Below are 18,922 nucleotides of genomic sequence, written 5' to 3'. Positions count from 1 at the left end.
TCATCGTGGAAACAATGTTAAGTGCAACTGCCGTAACGAAATTAGAAGATGGGAAACTCATGTTAGCTACTACATATGATGGATTATTCATTGAACAAGATGGGAAATGGGAACGGATTTTAAGCGGATTTCAAAAAAGGATTCGGGATTTACAGAGTAGCGGCAATGTAGTTTATGGTGTAGGCGACGAAGGGATTTTTATTCGTAGTATGGATTGTGGTGACAACTGGACGATTCAACGCTTTCCAACAAAGGCAACAAGTTGGAATGTATGTAGTAATAAGAGTGGAGCAGTTATTGCACATGGGGATAAAACGTTATATCTTTCTAATAACTTCGGTTCCACTTGGGAAACGATTCATCCATTTCTTTGTTATGGTAGTGGTGCACCGTCTATTCGTTCGCTATTTTTATACAAACACTATTTATTTCTTGGTACAAAAATTCATGCGAAGCATGGTGGTGTTTGGCTTTTTGACTTGCAAAAGCGTGAGTTAAAAAGAATTAAAATAGCAACGAACCAAATGATTTCTGCGTTGACATTACATAACTCCTACCTAGTAGCAGCAAGTGGATCTTGCAGAGGAATAAGTGGGAATATATCTTTTTGTAGTATAGATGAGATTATCAAAAAGAAAAGAATAAGTTGGCATACATGTCAAAGTGAACAAAAAGCAAGTAGCTATTTAGATTTGAGTGTTGATCAACAAGTATTATATGCAACATCTACACAAAATAAAGCTGGAATTAGTACAGTATGTCGTGTGTTCCTAGATGAAGGCACTGTAACGGTATGTGGATCTATTAAAGGTCATGGATGGCGCATTGTTAATCAGAAGGAAGGCTATGTTGTGGCTGGATCAGGAGAATTAAAAGTGATGCAGGGATAAAAAATGTGTAAAAAATAAAATTCAGCTTTACTTTTATTATATTGATATGATATAGTGATTATAAACCATTTTACTTTTAATAATATAGAGATTTAAATGAGCTGTAACTTCAGAGGAGGATAGCAATGTTAAATCTCCTCTGCGGTTGCAGTTTTTTAATGTCTTTATTATTGTTGTAAAGTGGTCGAAAATGAATATGTACATATAGGTACATTGTAGGAGGATTTTTTCATGCAAAACGGTAAAGTAAAATGGTTTAACTCAGAAAAAGGTTTCGGTTTCATCGAAGTTGAAGGCGGAGAAGACGTATTCGTTCATTTCTCAGCTATCCAAGGTGACGGCTTCAAAACTTTAGAAGAAGGTCAAGAAGTTACTTTCGAAGTAGAACAAGGTAACCGTGGACCACAAGCTACTAACGTAGTTAAGAAGTAATTGAATGAAAAGGAGAAGGGCTTGCCCTTCTCCTTTTTTTGTTGGAATGAATTCATTGTATTCTTTCGCATGTATGTTTATCCTGCTAGCCATTGGAAATAATTTAGGGGAAGAAAAGGAATTAGGCGGGAGATAAAGAATCCACGATTAATAGAAGTTTTATTTTAATTTGTATCATAATATTCAAGAAAATAGCTAGGTATTTATAAGTGGGACTAGCTGGATATAAATATCATCAAATAAGGAAGAGGTATGTGACTTGAATGAACCTAAATATTATATTGTATTTGATGTAGAAAGGAATTTTCGGCCTTATAAATCGCAAGATCCATCGGAAGTAGTTGATATTGGGGCAATCAAAGTGGAAGCAAGTACAATGCGTATGATAGGGCGGTTTGCTTCACTTGTTAAACCAACTGCGCCTCTAACGCGCCATACAACAAAATTAACAGGAATTACAAAGCAAGACTTAAAAGAGGTAGAAATGTTCCCAAAGGTAATAGAGCAATTCCTTCAATTTACCGAAGATAACTGTATGTTTGTAACATGGGGGAAGGAAGATTATAAATTTCTCGCACAAGATTGTCAGTTACATCATATAGAATGTCCTAGTATAGAAAATGAAAGGAAATTTGATTTACAAAAATTTGTATTTCAAGCTTATGAAGAATTATTTATCGATACACCGAGTTTGAAATTTGCGGTGGAACAATTCGCTTTAGAATGGGAAGGGAAGCAACATCGTGCTTATGCAGATGCGAAGAATACGTTAAATATCTTTCTTAAAGTATGTAAGGAAAAGGATATTTATAAGAGATATAAAAGAAATGAAGAACTTGTACTTACTAAGAATGGTGTATTAACTGAAAAAGCAAAAAAGAAAATGAAAAGATGGGTATTTAAAGAATTAAAGAAAAAAGAACACATTCCTTTTCATTGGGCTGATTTTCAAAACAGTAAGACGTGGGGAAATATAGAAGAACGATATTATATTCATGAGGATACAATCATGCTTTTACAAAATTATTTTACTGTCGCTGTAAAGAAAGGTGAGCAGCAGTTGCGAGTGTTAGAAGAAATGAATAACGAAATAAATGATGTGTAATTAAAAATTTAAAATGCTCGTGTAAATGGATGTGAAAAATATTTTTTAGTCAGGCTTGTTTAATTGAAAGAACGATGGTTATAAGTACACGGATTTTCCAAAAGTTAATGTGCGAAAGTACATGGTTTTTGAGGTGAAGAGATGAAAAGGTTGTGTTTAGCAACAAGTGCTTTTCTAAATTTTATTTTTGGTTTTCTTTTTACGTATGTCCTTTTATGGTTATTAATAACTGTTTATTCAATTAATTGTCTCTTTAATGGTTGTTCAGATATGGTAGGGGAAGAGTGGGTGGGGATCATTATGGGAATGGTTATTACTTTCATAATAAGTGTTATTCTTTTTCCTACAATCATATTCACAAACAGAAAATTTTTGCATGTTGTGAGGATTGAAAAGAGACGCTATGTTCTGGTCGTTTTCCTCTCTTTTGTCTTTGGTGCGTTGCTTCGTTTTTATTTACGATTGAACCACGTCGGTCCATTCTAAGGCGGGGGGATGTGAGTGGAAATGAAAAAGAGCGCTATGGATTAGCGCTCAATAAAAACTAGGAAATAGACGTCTGTAAACATTATTAAATTGAATGCGAGAGCATAATGGTTTTTGTATGAATAGAACTGTAACAATGTAGTGATTTATTTAATACTCATGTGGACTTGAAGCTTTTTTCTCAATCCTCTCAATCACATCCTGCAGCTCATCTGGTTTTAGAAACTCAATCGGAGAGAATCCCTTCTCAAATGTCAGGGAATCTGCCTCAATCATGAGTACATATCTGTCATTCACCTTCGCAATATGAATTTGGTCTCCAAAATCAGCAAGCAGTGCCTTCACAGAAATATGATCTGCCTTTAGCTTTAATTCAATCTCAGGAGCATGCTCGACGATTTGAGCAGTTGCTTCCATTACTTCTTCTGTTGAAAATTGTTCCATAATTTCACGTTTTGGACTCGCAGCCCATACTTCCATTGCTTGGTCAAATTGTTCCCGCTCTTCTGTACCTTCTTCAAATACGTCTTCAATTTGGTCATATACCATGTCCATAACTTGTGTTTTCATAATTTCGGGCATAGAACGCTCGTATTCAACAAATTTTAAGAAATCCTCAAAGTAGCGGGCATGTGATGCTTGGTGGATTTTTAGTTCTGCTACTTCTACAATACCTTCCTCTGGCATGTATGGGTATTGGATAGATTTCATGTTTTTTGTTGTAATGGCCATTTCAACGTTGCGAATGAGTGTTGCTTCGTCAGATATGGAAGCAACTTTTGGCTCGAAGTCACACTTCATAACGAAAACGAATGGATCGTCAAAGTATTTACGTAGCTTTGCTTGGGCGATTAAAAATACACCACCTCGTACGGCACTCGTATCGATATATGTATAAACGAGAGGTTCACTCATATCTTTGAAATTCTCTTTTGTTTCCGCAAAGCGAATGCGGTTGAATAAATTATAGTGAGGGTTTGAATCTAATTCATGTCCAGTTTCTACAATAAAACGTCCAATCTTTGTTGGGGCTTGTTCGGTCTTTGCGTGACGTTCTACTTTTCGCTTAGATATTTTTAGTAATTCCCCATCTAAGAATTCTTTTAAAGAGCTGTCTTCATATTCTTCAGCATCTAACGTTTGGAAATGTTTATATCGTTTATCTGCTTGTTCACCTTTTCCTTCTACTTGTACAACGTAGAAAGAGAGGAAATTTATTTCAAAATCCATATTTATCACCTTGTTTCATTTCATTGACTCTTATCAGTATAGAGATGGAGAAAACTTTCGTCAATTTAATAAAGTAAAATGAATAATAGTTACTATTTATTAATACGGAATATAGGAAGGGGAAGCCCCTCCCTTATATAATTCTTTGTTTTGTAAATTAGAATCCATCCTCAATTGCTGAAAATGGTATGTTAAGTCGATTTTCTACAGTGCGTAAACGCTGGTTTAATCGGTTGAGTCTACGTGTATGACGTTCTACGGTGTTTTGAAGTTGATTTACTTGCCGGTTTAACTGGTTTACTCGTTGTTCTAGCTCGGTTACCCGTCTTTCTAGTTGACGTCCACCACCGCCAGGGAATGAAATTGGAATTTGAAATTGTCTGTTTGGATCATATGGATCAATTTGTTCAGTTTGTTCAGTTTGTTCTATATATGGTTGGTATTGCGTTTGTCCGTTATAGTGATCTTGATACTGATAAGGAGCGTAGGGGACATATGGATTGTAGGGGTACATAAACATCCTCCGTTCTTTCAATTTGGTTGAATTCATCATAATGTATGTGTAAAAGCGGATGGGGGGCACGGCAAATACCTATTTTGAATAGGGGATTTCATCAAACGTATGTAAGAGAGTTTTTATAAAGTGAAACTTTGATCAGTGGGAGTTTTTCTCATCCCCACTGATTATTAGCCCTCGCCAATCGGGCCGTTAGCGCGGGATAAAATATAACTTTGTATAAATATTCTAAAATATTAATGTATTAAAATTGTTTTGGTTAATATTTTGGTATATACTGGTTAAATAAGGATAGAGATTACAATCTTAACAAACATAGATTTTTTAAGTAAATATATGTGGACATTTCTTGAAGAAAAGAGTAATTTTAATATAGCGGAAATCATATTGTAATATTTTGTAGTCATATTGCAAAGTTTAGTAATCATACATACATAATTTAGAACCAAAGAGTAATAGTAGGAAAAAGGAGCGAGTGTATTGTTACGTAAAGTACAAAGTGTAGTAATAGGGGCGCTGTGCGTAGGCGTAGTGAGTGGATGTGGTACAAAGGTAAGTGAAGTTTCCTTAGTAAGCGGCATAGGAGAGCATACAGTAGAAGCGAAGACTGGCGTTAGTGAAAGTGTAAGCTTAGTGGACCCTAGAAGTGGGCAAGAAGTAAAAAATGTAAATCTAGCAAGTTTAGGTTATTTTGAAGATGAAAATACGTTTAAAAAAGAAGTAACAAAGGTTGCTAGGGAAGTAGGGAAAAGTATCGATCAAAAGATGGTTCCTTCTCGTATGGCAAGCGATGGTACGTGGCAAGAAGGTAAACCTTCTTATGAGTTAATGGAACAAGAGCTAGTTAATAAATTGATGAACGTAGGTATGTGGGATACTTCATATCAATTGCCGATTGTTGAGAAAAAACCTGCAGCGACACCAGCAGATGCAAGTGGAAATGGGGCTGTTCTAGGGAGATATGAAACAAACTTAGGTGGTTCTACAGGTGGTAGAATTGAAAATATTCGTTTGTCTGCGAATAGCATTAATGGTGTAGTATTAGCAAAAGGAGACCGTTTCTCTTTTAACGCATTAATTGGAGATACAACACCGGATAAAGGATATCAGTTAGGGAAAGAAATTGTTGATGGGAAATTAGTAGATGGTTATGGTGGCGGAGTATGTCAAACATCTTCTACGCTTTATAATGCAGCCGATCAAGCTGGTTTAAAAATGGTAGAAAGAACAACACACTCTAAAACAGTAGGATATGTTCCGAAAGGCCGAGATGCTACAATTGCATATCCATATTTAGATTTAGTATTTGAAAATACAAATGATGTACCAGTGAAGCTTTATATGAGCATAGAAGGTGGAAAGCTTGTTGCTGAAGTACGTGCAACAAGATAAGAGTCGTATTCTAGTTTGTAAAAATTTGATTGTTTCAATTCGCCGTTCTTTCTAGTATTTTTCTAGAAGGAAGGGCTTTTTGTATATTGATCAACTAGAGTGAATAACAAGGAAGGAGAGCTGGGTTATCAAATATTTGAGGGGGGTAAAGTTGTGCAATTCATTTTAGAAACGGTAGCAATTGCCGGAATCATATTCATTATTTTGATTTTAGGATTGAGTAAAACGTTAAAAGATGCCAATAGAAGGAAGGATAAAGAAGAAAAATAATATAGAGAAAAGGTGCTTATGTATAGAAAGCACCTTTTTTCATGAAGGAAAATTTAAGCTTTTGTATAATTTAAATCCCAAATAATACCGAAGCAATCTTTCACTTTCGCAAATTTTGCTTCCCAGAATGTATCTTGTAATTCCATAAGTACAGTTCCTTTTTCGATTAATGCATCGTAAATTTTTTGAATTTCATCTTCACTATCTAATTCAAGAGCTAGTGAAATGTGATTTCCGATTTCAACGGATTGACCTAAAAATGCATCGGATACCATGAAAAATAAACCATCTTTCTTGAATCGAGCGTGCATAATGCGATTATCCATTTCTGGTGGCGTGGGGAATTCAGCCTCACCGAAAGTTTGGATTCCTTGAATTTCTCCTTCAAATACTGATGTATAGTATTCAAGTACTTCTCGCGCATTGCCGTTGAATGTTAAGTATGGCGTAATTTGTTGTTTCATTTGTAACGCTCCTTTCATGTTTTATTATGTTACTTAAGTAACTGTCTATTTGTTATATTCAGACTCAGCAATCGTTTTAAAACGATTAACGAAGTCAACTACAACTTGATTTGTAGCAGATTTCATATATAATTCAGCTTGCTCAGTTAATGGCTGGTTTGTAGCGGTATATTTAAATAATGTTTGCATTTCATCTATTTGTCTCAATTCGTATGTAGCAGTAATATTAAACATATTAGCAAGAGTAAAACCGAACTTTAGACTTTTATAAATTGGTGTATTGATATAATCAAGTGTTTCTACATCATATTCCTGAATGTCTTCGCCTTCTTTATATTTTTGGCGGTAAACATTTCCAACGATTGCGTCTGTTTCTTTGAGAGGTGTATTTTCTATTACCTGAGGCATCAGTTTTTGCATTTGAGCTAATGAACCATCTAAATAAGAAAATAGGTGCTCAATGGGTGTATGAATGATAATTTCTTCTGTCCAGCTTTTCATTACAGTTCCCCTTTCTATTTTGAATTAATTCCATAATACAAACAAATGTTCGCTTCGTCAAGTTATGTATAGAATTTTGCGTTTATTTACCAATTAAAATCAATTTCTATCAATTTATCCCGCATTAACGGGCAGTAATACTCCCACCTCAAAATTCGGCGAAAACAAAGAAGGTAGGGGGAAATGAATATTCTAATTTTCCTATTTATTAAGGAGGGTTTCTTTGTTTAGAAGTGTATTTGTAGAAAGGAGTAAAATCATGAATTAACAGAGAAAGTGAATGGGTTTACAGTGGTGGATCCAATTAGAATTACGGTATAGTTTGAAGTAGAGGTAAGGTAATAAAAATAAGGAGGAGAGCGGAAGGGAGCTTTTCTCCTTATTTTTGATATGTAATTCAAGTAGGATAAGGATGAAATGAACTTTATTTTTTTCGAGTTGTAAATATCTGATTAAGATGATGATTCATATGATCAATATAATCTGTAACAAGCCACTCTAAAGTTACTTCTTGTTGGTCTTCTAATTTGCATGTAAGTTGCCACTGTTCATTTTTTACATTTCTTAGTAATTTTATAATTTGTATGTTAATAGCTTCCCATAATTTTAGAACTTCATTTGATGAAAAGGATTGTTGATAATTATGTGCATATACCCACGAATCTTGAGCGTAACCAGTGAGTGTAATAGATTTCTTTGAAGTAAGGATATCAACAAAACGTTTATGGTTAATTGTTCCAGAATCGCAAAGGTGCCCTAATATTTCTTTTTTGGACCATTTTGTTGGTGTAAGCTTTATGTCCATATCAGAAATGAGTATCATTTTTTGAGATGCTGTATGAATGATAGTTTCTAATTGAGTTGTTAATGTAGACATGTGAATCCCTCCTTTTTCCCTAAGTACTGGGCGATCATAGATCAATCCAATACCTTCTTACAACATTTCCATTCTCTTCAATAAAGTCACTGTCACGAAGACCTCTGTTATGTAAAATTGTTTTTTCAGAAGCAACATTCCATTCGTCGCAAACGACAAGCACTTTTGTAACATCTAATTCTTTTATTTTTTCCAATGATAAAGCTAACAATTTTGTAGCAAATCCTTTTTGTCTTGCGGAAGGGCGGATGCCATAACCAATATGTCCGCCAGCGTTGAATAGATGTTCTGTTAACTGATGACGAATATTTACAGCGCCAACAATTTTTTTACAGTCTGTGACAAGCCAATAAGTAGAATCAGGTACCCAACCTTTAGGCAGATTTTTTCCTTCTGCTGCATCAAGTAGTTCTTGAACCATATTACGGAAATTGGAGGGATCTTTCTCGATAACCCAAGGAATCATTGTTTCACCACTATTTTTCCATTCTTGATAGAATTCAAGGTATTCTTCTTGTAAGTCAACTGTAGGCTCTACTAAGTAGACATTCATTTTAATTAAACCCCTTTATACGATTTTTGAAATATTAAAATAATCTTAACATAATTTGGATATTAGAGGAATAAAGTACTTGCGGATTATGACGTTTATAGATTTAGAGACTTATAGATTGAGTTGACCAAATATTGTTCATTGCTTTAATGAACATGTACGTAATACTGTAAGTAGACATGTGAAACTCGATTTCGATATTTTACCATATAGAGTAATGAAGGTAAGTAGATGAAATTTTGTTGGTTTTCATTTAAACTAAATATAATATCCGATTAGGAGTATTGATAAATACTACTTAAAGAATATTAATTTAGCTGTTTAGTAAGGAGGATTCGCATGATTGATTTACTGAAAAAGATAGGTTTGTCTGATTTAGAAGCAAGGTGCTATTTGACATTACATGAAGAATCAAATTTGTCCGGATATGAAGTTGCAAAACGAGTATCTGTTTCAAGAACAAATGTATATGCTGCATTATGGTCACTAACAGACAAAGGGGCTTGTCGAAGTATAGAAGGAGAAACGGCGCTTTATAATGCTGTTCCAATTGAACAATTAATCCGCCTTTTTCAAGTTGAGTTTGAAAAAACTTCGAAGGATCTTATAAATCAATTAAAAACTCCGCCTAAACCTACCCCTGCTTTTTACAATTGGCAAGGAGGTAACGCGTTAGATAAAGCTGTACGTCGCATAATTGTAAATGCAGAAACATCTATAGTTGTAGATGTTTGGTCAGAAGATTTGCATCATATAGAGGAAGCGTTACTTGTAGCAGAAAAGAAAGGGGTTAGTGTTATCTTAATTACAATGGGAGCATGTAAAACATCTCTGAAACATGTATTTCAACATTATAGAGGTGAAGAGTGGCCTGCGGAAGAAAGGAAATTTTCGATTCTCTGTGATTCTAGTTTAGCTTTAATTGGTAGTTTCGAGGGAGAGATGAAGCCATCGGCATTAGAGACGAATCACCCATCAGTAATTGAGGTAATAAAAAATGCTTTTTACCACGATATGATGATGCAGCATATCGAAGAAGATTTCGGAAAAGAGTTTCAAGAGAAGTACGGAGAAAATTACCGGAAAATGTTAAGTTATTTCAAAGAAAAAGGCTTGCATGTGTAATAGAGATAATTGGAAACAGAGATTTTGACATTTTAAAGTAGGATATGCTTTTTCATATAGAATAAAAAGAGTCCGATACAGATGGACTCTTTTTATTTTTTGAGGACATAACGCTATTCGCTCTGTCGTATCAAACAATATAGTGCTTAAACTAAGTGCGAATTGTTTTTTGTACTTTTATGTAATGAATAATATACAGTTTTATCATTTTTGCTCATTAATTGTATATTAGTATCGAATCGTCGTCTGTAACTTTAGTTATTGGAAAATTCAGTTTTTTAAAACTACAAAGCATTAGTTTTACCTGTATAAATAATGTATAGAAGATATATTTATAGGTTTTACCTTTTCCTTTCTCAATAGTTAATAAATGTAAATATAAGTACAATAACTATGGTAGTGATAAAAAATTGTAAAGTAGGGGAGAAATATGAGGGGTTATTCAAAAAAATTGTTAACTGGAGTAAGTTTAATTGCTTTCATGTTAGGTAGTTTCCAAGGAGAGGTACTAGCGAAAGATGATAAGAAAGAGAACACTCACTCTTATCGAAATGTATTACGAATGGAACCGAGTGGTGAGCGAGTACCGTTACAGGAACTAGCACATTCATCAAACGTATTAGAAAATAAGTCTTTTGAGAAAAGGTTACAATTAGCAGATTTATCTCAGCGTCCACCAGAGGCTATGAAAGAAGCGAAACAAGCAGTACCAGCAAAAAAATATACAATAGCTGAGTTAAATCAATTAAGTAATCAAAATTTAGTAGATTTGCTTGTGACAATTAATTGGGAGCAAATTTCAGGGCTTTTTCAATTTAATAATGATAGCCTAGCCTTTTATCAAAATGATAGTCGAATGCAGGCGATTATTGATAAATTAGCACAGCAAGGACAAACGTATACAAAAGATGACTCAAAAGGAATAGAAACATTAGTAGAAGTATTGCGTTCAGGATTCTATTTAGGATTTTATCATAATGAATTAAGTAAACTATATGAGCGTAGTTATCGTGATAAATGTTTACCAGCTTTAAAGGCAATTGCGAAAAATCCCAATTTTAAGCTAGGTACATCTGAGCAAAATAAAGTAGTGTCTTTATATGGGAAGTTAATCGGGAATGCCTCTAGTGATGCGGAAATAATTTCACTTGCTGCACCGATTTTTAAACAGTTTAACGATAACCTTTCTACGTATGTTGGCAGTCGTTCAGCAGGGAGTGCTGTATACGACTTAATGCAAGGCATAGATTATGATATACAATCGTATTTATATGATACGGAAAAAGGGCCGAAAGATACGATGTGGTATAGAAAGATAGATAGCTATATTAATGAGTTAAGTCGTTTTGCACTAATTGGTACAGTTACAGATCAAAATGGCTGGCTTATTAACAATGGGTTGTATTATACAGGTAGACTTGGAATGTTCCATAGCACGCCTACAAAAGGGCTGCAAGTTGTAACGGAAGCACTGAAAGTATATCCATATTTAAGTGAACAATACTTTGTCGCGGCAGAACAAATTACTACGAATTATGGTGGAAAGGATGCGAATGGAAAAGTAATAGATTTAGATCAAATTCGTGAAGATGGAAAGAAAAAATATTTACCAAAAACGTATACATTTGATGATGGTGCAATTGTCTTAAAAGCAGGAGACAAAGTAACAGAAGAAAAAGTAAAACGTTTATATTGGGCAGCGAAAGAAGTAAAGGCACAGTTCCATCGTACGGTTGAAAGTGATAAGTCACTTGAACAGGGAAATCCAGATGATGTACTAACAATGGTTATATATAATAGCCCGGAAGAATATCAATTTAATCGTCAACTATATGGGTATGAAACGAACAATGGTGGCATTTATATTGAAGGGACGGGGACTTTCTTTACTTATGAACGTACACCTGAGGAGAGCATATATAGTTTAGAAGAATTATTCCGTCATGAATTTACACATTATTTACAAGGAAGATATGAAGTGCCAGGTCTTTGGGGACAAGGGAAGTTTTATGAAAACGAACGCTTATCTTGGTTTGAAGAAGGAAATGCAGAGTTTTTTGCAGGGGCAACGAGAACAGATAATGTTGTTCCGAGAAAGAGTATTATAGGAGGGCTATCTTCTAATCCAGCAGATCGTTACACAGCAGAAAAAACGTTGAATGCAAAATACGGAACGTGGGATTTTTATAATTATTCCTTCGCATTACAATCTTATATGTATAACAAGAGATATGACATGTTTGATAAAATTCACGATTTAATTCGAAAAAATGATGTGCAAGGATATGATGCATATCGTTCAGCATTAAGTAAGGATCAAGGATTGAATAAAGAATATCAAGATTATATGCAAATGCTTATTGATAATCGTGAGAAATATAATGTTCCGTTAGTGTCAGATGACTATTTAGCAAATCACGCTCCGAAGCCTGTTTCAGACATCGCATCGGATATTACGGCGGAAGCAAGACTAAAAGATGTGAAAGTGACAAAACATAAATCACAATTCTTTAACACATTTACATTGCAAGGAACATATACGGGAGATGCTGCGAAAGGAGAATATGAGGACTGGAAAACGATAACGAAAACGGTGAATGATTCATTGAAACGTTTATCAGCAAAAGAGTGGACAGGCTATAAAACATTAACAGCTTATTTCGTTAACTATCGAGTAAATGCATCTGGTCAAATGGAATATGATGTTGTATTCCATGGTATCAATACCGAGGGGAATACAGAGAATAAAGCGCCAATTGCAGTTGTAAATGGTCCGTATACTGGAAATGTAAATGAATCCATTTCTTTCAAGAGTGATGGTTCTAAAGATGAAGATGGACAAATTCTTTCTTATAAATGGGAATTTGGAGATGGTCAAACAAGTGGTGAAAAAAATCCATCTCATGTTTATACAAAAGAGGGAACATATACAGCGAAATTAACTGTAACAGATGATAAAGGTGTGTCTACTTCTGTAACAACAAGTGTAACAGTTCAAAAGAAAGATACCGGAAGTGTAGAAACAGAACCGAATAATTCATTTAAAACCGCAAATAAAATTACGCTTAATCAACTATTACGCGCTAGTTTGAGTGATGCTGATAACAATGATTTCTTTGAAATTAACGTTGAGACTGCAAAAAATCTACAAATCAGTGTAACAAAGGAGAATAATATTGGGGTGAACTGGGTATTATACTCTGCAGCTGATTTAAATAATTATATTACCTATGCGCAGCCAGAAGGAAATAAACTAGTAGGTAGTTATTATACGTATCCAGGAAAATATTATTTACATGTATATAAGTATAGTGGTGGGTCTGGAAATTATACAGTAGAGGTAAAATAATGAAACAAGGTCGCTAAATGAAATATGGCGACCTTGTTTCATTTTTATTGATTTATGTTAATGATGAAAGTGGAAAAATTCTACTTGTAAGGAGAATTTTTCATTGGATTTTCTGTAAACACTTGAATTAAAATAATTTTCAGATTATTATGTATGAAATAGTTCATCAGATGAATCGTTATAAAAGGATTTTAAATTGTATGTTAAAACTGTAATAAAAGGATGGGAGAGAGTGAAATGAGAACTGAAACAGCGAATGTAGTCATTGCTTTGAAAGAGATACTGCCTGAAGCACAAGTGGTGATAAATGAAACAGTGAGGGAGTTACACGGTAGGGATGAATCTTATCATACTAGCAGTCTACCAGATGTTGTTGTATTTCCAACAACGACAAAAGAGGTTAGTGAAATAATGAAACTGGCGAACAAGTATGAAATACCGATTGTACCATTTGGTGTAGGGTCAAGTTTGGAAGGGCATGTTATTCCATATGAAAACGGGATTACAATCGATTTTTCACTTATGAATCAAGTGTTAGAGGTAAGGGAAAAGGACTTTCTCGTTAAAGTTCAACCTGGTGTAACTCGTATGCAGCTGAATAAAGAATTAAAAAAGTATGGTTTATTTTTCAGTGTAGATCCAGGAGCGGATGCTACATTAGGCGGGATGGCTGCTACAAATGCGAGTGGGACGACTTCAGTAAAGTATGGCGTGATGCGTGATCAAGTTCGGGATTTAGAAGTTGTACTGGCAGATGGAACGATTATACATACGGGGACGTTAGCTGCGAAGTCATCATCTGGTTATCATTTAAATGGAGTTTTCGTTGGATCAGAAGGAACACTTGGTTGCTTTACAGAGTTAACTTTAAGAGTGTATGGAATACCCGAGCATACGATGGCAGCAAGAGCATCTTTTCCGACAGTGAATGATGCAGTAGAAGCTGTGATTGATATTTTGCAAGCGGGCATTCCAATCGCGAGAATTGAGCTTGTTGACGAATTATCTATGAAACAGGTTAATACATATAGTGAAACAAACTATAGAGAAGAGCCGACGTTGTTTTTAGAGTTTCATGGTAATGAAGCAGGGTTAAAACAAGATGTTGATTTCACAACAGAAATTGTGAAGGATCATAAATGTAACGGTATTTCATTTGAAACAGAAACGGCAGCAAGAAATAAACTGTGGGAAGCAAGACACAATTTAGCATATGCTTATGTTCACAGTAATCCAGGGAAGAAACTGATGAGTATGGATATTTGTGTCCCTATTTCAGAGTTAGCAAATGCAATTCAGTATGCAAAAGAGACGTTAGATGACATGGGGATTGCTGGGGGAATATTAGGACATGTTGGAGATGGAAATTTTCACGTTCTATTAATGGTGAATCCAAATGATATAGAGGAAGTACAGAAAACAGAAGCGGTCAATGAAAAAATTGTGATGTATGCTTTGGAGTACGGCGGTACATGTACAGGTGAACACGGGGTAGGGGTTGGTAAACGGAAATATCAAGAAAAAGAGCACGGTGCAGCGCTTCTTGTGATGAAGAATATAAAACAAACTCTTGATCCGAAAAATATTTTGAATCCGAATAAGATTTTTAAAATCAAAGAATAAGGGATGGTTCGATGAAAACGTTGGAAGCAATTAGTAACGTAGCAGGGGAATATTTTGCCATTTGGGTTATTTGTATCGCAATCATTGCATTTCTATTTCCGTCACCGTTTCTTTGGTTTAATGGATATATTACGATTTTACTAGGGATTGTTATGTTTGGAATGGGGCTGACGCTAAAAGCAGTTGATTTTAAAATGGTTGTGACGAAGCCTTTACCAGTACTGATTGGAGTATGTGCTCAGTTTATTATTATGCCGCTTGTTGCATATGGACTTGCATATTTGCTGAATTTACCCGCTGAACTGGCTGCGGGATTAGTGTTACTAGGATCAGTGCCCGGTGGAACTGCGTCAAACGTAATGGTGTATCTTGCGAAAGGAAATTTACCTTTATCTATTGCGATGACATCGTTATCAACATTGCTTGCACCGATTGCCACACCTTTTATTTTATTACTACTAGCGGGGCAATGGATGCCAGTTGATCCGATGTCGATGTTTCTTTCTATCGTACAAGTGATCATTGTCCCAATTATTTTAGGGATAGCAGTGAGAAAGCTCTTTCCAGCGGTAGTGAATAAAGGAATTACAGTTGTACCTCTTATTTCAGTGTTAGCAATTATTATTATCGTTTCAGCGGTTATTTCAGCGAATGTAAGTAGCGTTGCTTCTTCTGGATTCGTTATTTTTGCAGCAGTGATGCTCCATAATGCCTTTGGATTTTTACTTGGTTATTTGACAGCATTGGTACTCGGGCTTGATGAGGGAACGAGACGGGCGATTTCGATTGAAGTGGGGATGCAGAACTCTGGATTAGGTGTAGCGCTAGCCACTGCACATTTTGGGCCACTAGCAGCTTTGCCAAGTGTTTTGGCAGCAGTATGGCATAATATTGCAGGGCCTATCCTTGCTACGTTTTGGTCGAAAAAACCAGCGGATATTTTGCAGAGAAAAACTATTCAAACAAGTGTAGAAAGGTGAGTGCGTACCTATTTTAAACGTTTTTCAGTTCAAATACTGAAAGGCGTCTTATGATGTATAGAAGGAGTACCGCCCTTAAAAGATAATATAAAATGACAATAAAGTTTTTTAATTTTAACAGCTCAAACAGGCATAACCCCGTTCTACATTTAGGACGGGGTTAAAAATGTAGTTGTTTAATTTTTGATGTAATATACTTTGCTACACTAAAAAATATAACAATAAAGTCGTTTGAAAATCTAAGTTTTATTCAACAAAAAGAGTGTCAATCCTTCGTGGATCAACACTCAGATACAAAGCTGATTTTAACACCTTACATGTTTACGTTTAAAACCAAGCCTTCCTCTATCAATTTCTTTATGAATACTTTCGGAAGCATTTAGGAAACTGCTTTTTTTCTTGTCCCGTTTTACTTCTACTATACCTACTTCCTTTGCGGTCTCGACTGCTTTTTCGTGTAGCGGCAAATATGAAATCCCTACGGTGTATAGAAAAGTATTCATAGCTGATTTTGTTCGTTCCGGCGAATCATGAATCGTATTTTTCACAATTTCAAGCATACTGGAAATCTTGCTTTCGGAAAATTCATTGTCTTGGCGATTCCCTAAAAGCCAGCAATAGCAACTCCAGCCCGCTGACATTCTCAGCTCGTCACCGCTTGCAATCCACTTATCAGCAATGTCTTGTGCGAAATCTGATTCTGATAAAGTTACTGCCACTACATAATCAGACAGCATATAAAAATACGCTTCATCCATCCAACGATCAAAATCCGACTCACTCATAGCTTTTGGATCTGCAATAATACCTGCAAAGTACATTGCATCGTAGTTACCTGTGGAATAAAGCTCTTCAGCTAAACGTTGATTTATTTTTATTTTCTTGGCGATTGGTTTCATAGCACCTGTAGCTACGCCAAAAAGCGGATCGTGCGCACCATTTGATATGTATATTTTCTTCGTTCGTTCCTTACCGAGGGCTTCAAGCTCCTGCATAACTGTTTCGAAATCCATAGTTTTGCACTTCCTTCCTTCATAGTAAGACTCTTTTAATTGTAACCAACTCTTTTATATTCTTTATCAAGTCTTTCGTGCTTCTCAATTTTACCATTAATCTTATTTAAGTAGGGCGTCTATTGTCTACAATTCTAGACGTTTGGAATCTATATATTTTGTTGCTATTTATGTATTTCTTAGCTTTTTCAGGATAAAGAATAAATTGAATTAAGGAAAAGAAATGCTCTCTCTTCAATTGAAGGGAGAGCAAACTTCTAACCACTCACGTACCACAAAACGTTCGATAAGGACGGGATGAGGCGGCAGGTAATGTAGCATATTCACATTGTTCAGGTGAATGGGCGTAAGGGTTTGAAAGAACCGCAAGCAGTCGATTCATCACGTTGTAATCCCCTTGTTTTACCGCGGCTTCTAGTGCCTCTTCCACGCGGTGATTTCGCGGGATGACTGCAGGATTATTATCTCGCATCAACTGTTGTGAAGCAGAGTTTGATTCCTGCTGTCTGCTTAATCTTTCTTTCCATTTTTCATTCCAAGCCGTAAATTCTTGGCTTGTAAACAAATCGGTATCTTTATCAGTATCAAAAGTTAGAGCAAGGAAGGTGTTCGTATAATCAGCTTGGTATTTCTCCATCAATTTAAGGAGCCCATCAATAAGCGCTTTATCTTCTGCTTCTTCATTACATATACCTAGTTTTGCCCTCATTCCAGTAAGCCAATGCTCTTCATACAATGCACCGAAATTTGAAAGCTCATCTTGGGCTAATTGGACAGCTTGTTCTTCGTCTTCATATAGCAGTGGTAATAATGATTCCGCAAAACGGGCAAGATTCCAAACGCCAATATAAGGCTGGTTGCCATAGGCATATCGTCCTTGCGTGTCAATAGAACTGAATACAGTTGCTGGATTATAGGTATCCATAAAAGCACACGGACCGTAATCAATTGTTTCTCCGCTAATAGCCATATTATCAGTGTTCATCACTCCGTGTATAAAGCCAACGAGTTGCCATTTTGCAATTAAGCTTGCTTGTTGCTTCATCACTTCTTGAAGGAGCGCTAAATATGGCTTTTCATCTGATTGAATAGTTGGAAAATGACGTTGAATCGTATAATCAGCTAAAGCTTTTAAATCCTCAACTGAACCGTTTGCTGCTGCATATTGAAATGTTCCGACGCGTATATGACTGCTGGCTACACGTGTCAAGACTGCACCTGGTAAAGCAGTTTCGCGCAAGATTGACTCACCTGTTGTTACCACAGCGAGACTACGAGTAGTAGGAATACCGAGTGCATACATTGCTTCACTGATAATATATTCACGGAGCATCGGTCCAAGGGCAGCGCGTCCATCTCCGCGGCGGGAGTATGGTGTTCTACCAGGACCCTTTAGTTGAACATCAAATCGTTTACCTGAAGGTGTAATCTGTTCACTAATTAGCAGAGCACGTCCGTCCCCTAGCATGTTGAAATGTCCGAATTGATGCCCAGCGTATGCCTGAGCAAGAGGTGATGCGCCTTCAGGTACTTTATTCCCAGCAAATATTGCCACACTTTCTTCGCTTTGAAGTAGTTCTACGTTTAATCCTAAAGATGTTGCTAAAGAATTGTTAAGAATGATTAACTTTGGTGAACGAACGGGCGTTGGAGAAGTTTTTGTGAAAAATGATTCTGGGAGACGAGCATAACTATTGTCAAAGTTCCATCCGGTTTCTTGTATTTCTTTTTTCTTTTCCATTGGATCTCCTTTTATCGTTTTTTTATAATATAGTTCATTTTAGTATCTACTTCTGTCAATTTATTATATCCTTTCTACACAAAAGAGGCATCTTTGAAAGCTTAATCCTCTTAAATGATAAGAAGGTTTGCTTTTTTGTTATTTCATTTTTTATGTATAATTTATGTACACGATATTTGAAGTAGTAAGGAATGGTGTAGAAATGGAGAAGGATTTTATGATGATATGTTTCAGTTTACGGGATGAAATGTGCTGTTTTTGGTAGAGAAAAAAACTTCGTGAAATTTAGAGGTGGGTAACAAACTTTATTAATAGAACTTTTAAATTTATGGCGAAAATAAAGAGTAACTTTCATCTAATCTGTACCCTTTGTA

General features: G+C 35.6%; 16 protein-coding genes. 8 read left to right on the top strand and 8 right to left on the bottom strand.

The window, feature by feature from the left end; genetic code table 11:
- Positions 1-5 precede the first annotated feature (5 nt).
- The 3 genes from CN373_RS09555 to CN373_RS09545 all read left to right on the top strand — a co-directional run bounded on the left by CN373_RS09555 (position 6) and on the right by CN373_RS09545 (position 2,427).
- A complete protein-coding gene (locus CN373_RS09555) occupies positions 6-890 on the top strand; it encodes a WD40/YVTN/BNR-like repeat-containing protein (protein WP_000449524.1) in 885 nt (294 codons plus the stop codon).
- 231 nt (positions 891-1,121) lie between these two features.
- The gene (cspB, locus tag CN373_RS09550) at positions 1,122-1,322 is read left to right on the top strand and encodes a cold shock-like protein CspB (RefSeq protein ID WP_001179149.1); all 201 of its coding nucleotides are present in this window, start codon (positions 1,122-1,124) and stop codon (positions 1,320-1,322) included.
- Positions 1,323-1,581: 259 nt separating this feature from the next.
- Positions 1,582-2,427, top strand: coding sequence for an exonuclease (locus CN373_RS09545; protein WP_001005146.1), 846 nt, complete (start codon positions 1,582-1,584; stop codon positions 2,425-2,427).
- 636 nt (positions 2,428-3,063) lie between these two features.
- On the opposite strand, the gene CN373_RS09535 is transcribed toward CN373_RS09545, so the two are convergent.
- Together CN373_RS09535 and CN373_RS09530 are read right to left on the bottom strand one after the other, a co-directional pair.
- Complete coding sequence (locus tag CN373_RS09535) at positions 3,064-4,143, bottom strand: DUF3900 domain-containing protein (RefSeq protein ID WP_000345025.1); 1,080 nt, start codon at positions 4,141-4,143, stop codon at positions 3,064-3,066.
- Between the two features lie 157 nt (positions 4,144-4,300).
- On the bottom strand, positions 4,301-4,696 hold the full coding sequence (locus tag CN373_RS09530) for a hypothetical protein (protein WP_176540918.1): 396 nt from the start codon (positions 4,694-4,696) through the stop codon (positions 4,301-4,303).
- 444 nt (positions 4,697-5,140) lie between these two features.
- Between CN373_RS09530 and CN373_RS09525 the strand changes: the two genes are divergently transcribed.
- A complete protein-coding gene (locus tag CN373_RS09525; RefSeq protein WP_000944898.1) occupies positions 5,141-6,052 on the top strand; it encodes a VanW family protein in 912 nt (303 codons plus the stop codon).
- A 323-nt stretch (positions 6,053-6,375) separates the two neighbouring features.
- Here the strand turns inward: CN373_RS09525 and CN373_RS09520 are convergent, their stop codons facing one another.
- The 4 genes from CN373_RS09520 to CN373_RS09505 form a co-directional block, all read right to left on the bottom strand.
- Entirely contained in the window at positions 6,376-6,786 is a 411-nt protein-coding gene (locus tag CN373_RS09520) for a VOC family protein (RefSeq protein ID WP_098359174.1), read from the bottom strand.
- A 45-nt stretch (positions 6,787-6,831) separates the two neighbouring features.
- Positions 6,832-7,287 (bottom strand): hypothetical protein, encoded by a 456-nt coding sequence (locus CN373_RS09515; RefSeq protein ID WP_098359173.1) that lies wholly within the window; start codon positions 7,285-7,287, stop codon positions 6,832-6,834.
- 424 nt (positions 7,288-7,711) lie between these two features.
- The gene (locus tag CN373_RS09510; protein ID WP_000105965.1) at positions 7,712-8,164 is read right to left on the bottom strand and encodes a DinB family protein; all 453 of its coding nucleotides are present in this window, start codon (positions 8,162-8,164) and stop codon (positions 7,712-7,714) included.
- A gap of 34 nt (positions 8,165-8,198) precedes the next feature.
- Complete coding sequence (locus CN373_RS09505) at positions 8,199-8,717, bottom strand: GNAT family N-acetyltransferase (RefSeq protein ID WP_001103755.1); 519 nt, start codon at positions 8,715-8,717, stop codon at positions 8,199-8,201.
- 339 nt (positions 8,718-9,056) lie between these two features.
- Between CN373_RS09505 and CN373_RS09500 the strand changes: the two genes are divergently transcribed.
- The 4 genes from CN373_RS09500 (at position 9,057) to CN373_RS09485 (ending at position 15,794) form a co-directional block, all read left to right on the top strand.
- Positions 9,057-9,842, top strand: coding sequence for a TrmB family transcriptional regulator (locus CN373_RS09500; protein ID WP_000566265.1), 786 nt, complete (start codon positions 9,057-9,059; stop codon positions 9,840-9,842).
- 430 nt (positions 9,843-10,272) lie between these two features.
- Positions 10,273-13,191 (top strand): collagenase ColA, encoded by a 2,919-nt coding sequence (gene colA / locus CN373_RS09495; protein ID WP_001215142.1) that lies wholly within the window; start codon positions 10,273-10,275, stop codon positions 13,189-13,191.
- A 237-nt stretch (positions 13,192-13,428) separates the two neighbouring features.
- Complete coding sequence (locus tag CN373_RS09490) at positions 13,429-14,814, top strand: FAD-binding oxidoreductase (protein WP_001258602.1); 1,386 nt, start codon at positions 13,429-13,431, stop codon at positions 14,812-14,814.
- An 11-nt stretch (positions 14,815-14,825) separates the two neighbouring features.
- A complete protein-coding gene (locus CN373_RS09485; RefSeq protein WP_098359172.1) occupies positions 14,826-15,794 on the top strand; it encodes a bile acid:sodium symporter family protein in 969 nt (322 codons plus the stop codon).
- Positions 15,795-16,099: 305 nt separating this feature from the next.
- Here CN373_RS09485 and CN373_RS09480 read toward each other — a convergent pair whose 3' ends face one another.
- Both CN373_RS09480 and CN373_RS09475 read right to left on the bottom strand, forming a co-directional pair.
- Complete coding sequence (locus CN373_RS09480) at positions 16,100-16,807, bottom strand: DNA alkylation repair protein (RefSeq protein WP_098359171.1); 708 nt, start codon at positions 16,805-16,807, stop codon at positions 16,100-16,102.
- A gap of 265 nt (positions 16,808-17,072) precedes the next feature.
- Positions 17,073-18,548, bottom strand: a complete 1,476-nt coding sequence (locus tag CN373_RS09475) for a protein adenylyltransferase SelO (protein ID WP_000412264.1) — start codon at positions 18,546-18,548, stop codon at positions 17,073-17,075.
- Positions 18,549-18,922 lie beyond the last annotated feature (374 nt).

Source organism: Bacillus cereus (genome assembly GCF_002561295.1).
GTDB lineage: Bacteria > Bacillota > Bacilli > Bacillales > Bacillaceae_G > Bacillus_A > Bacillus_A cereus_S.
This window is presented reverse-complemented; position numbering and strand designations above follow the sequence as displayed.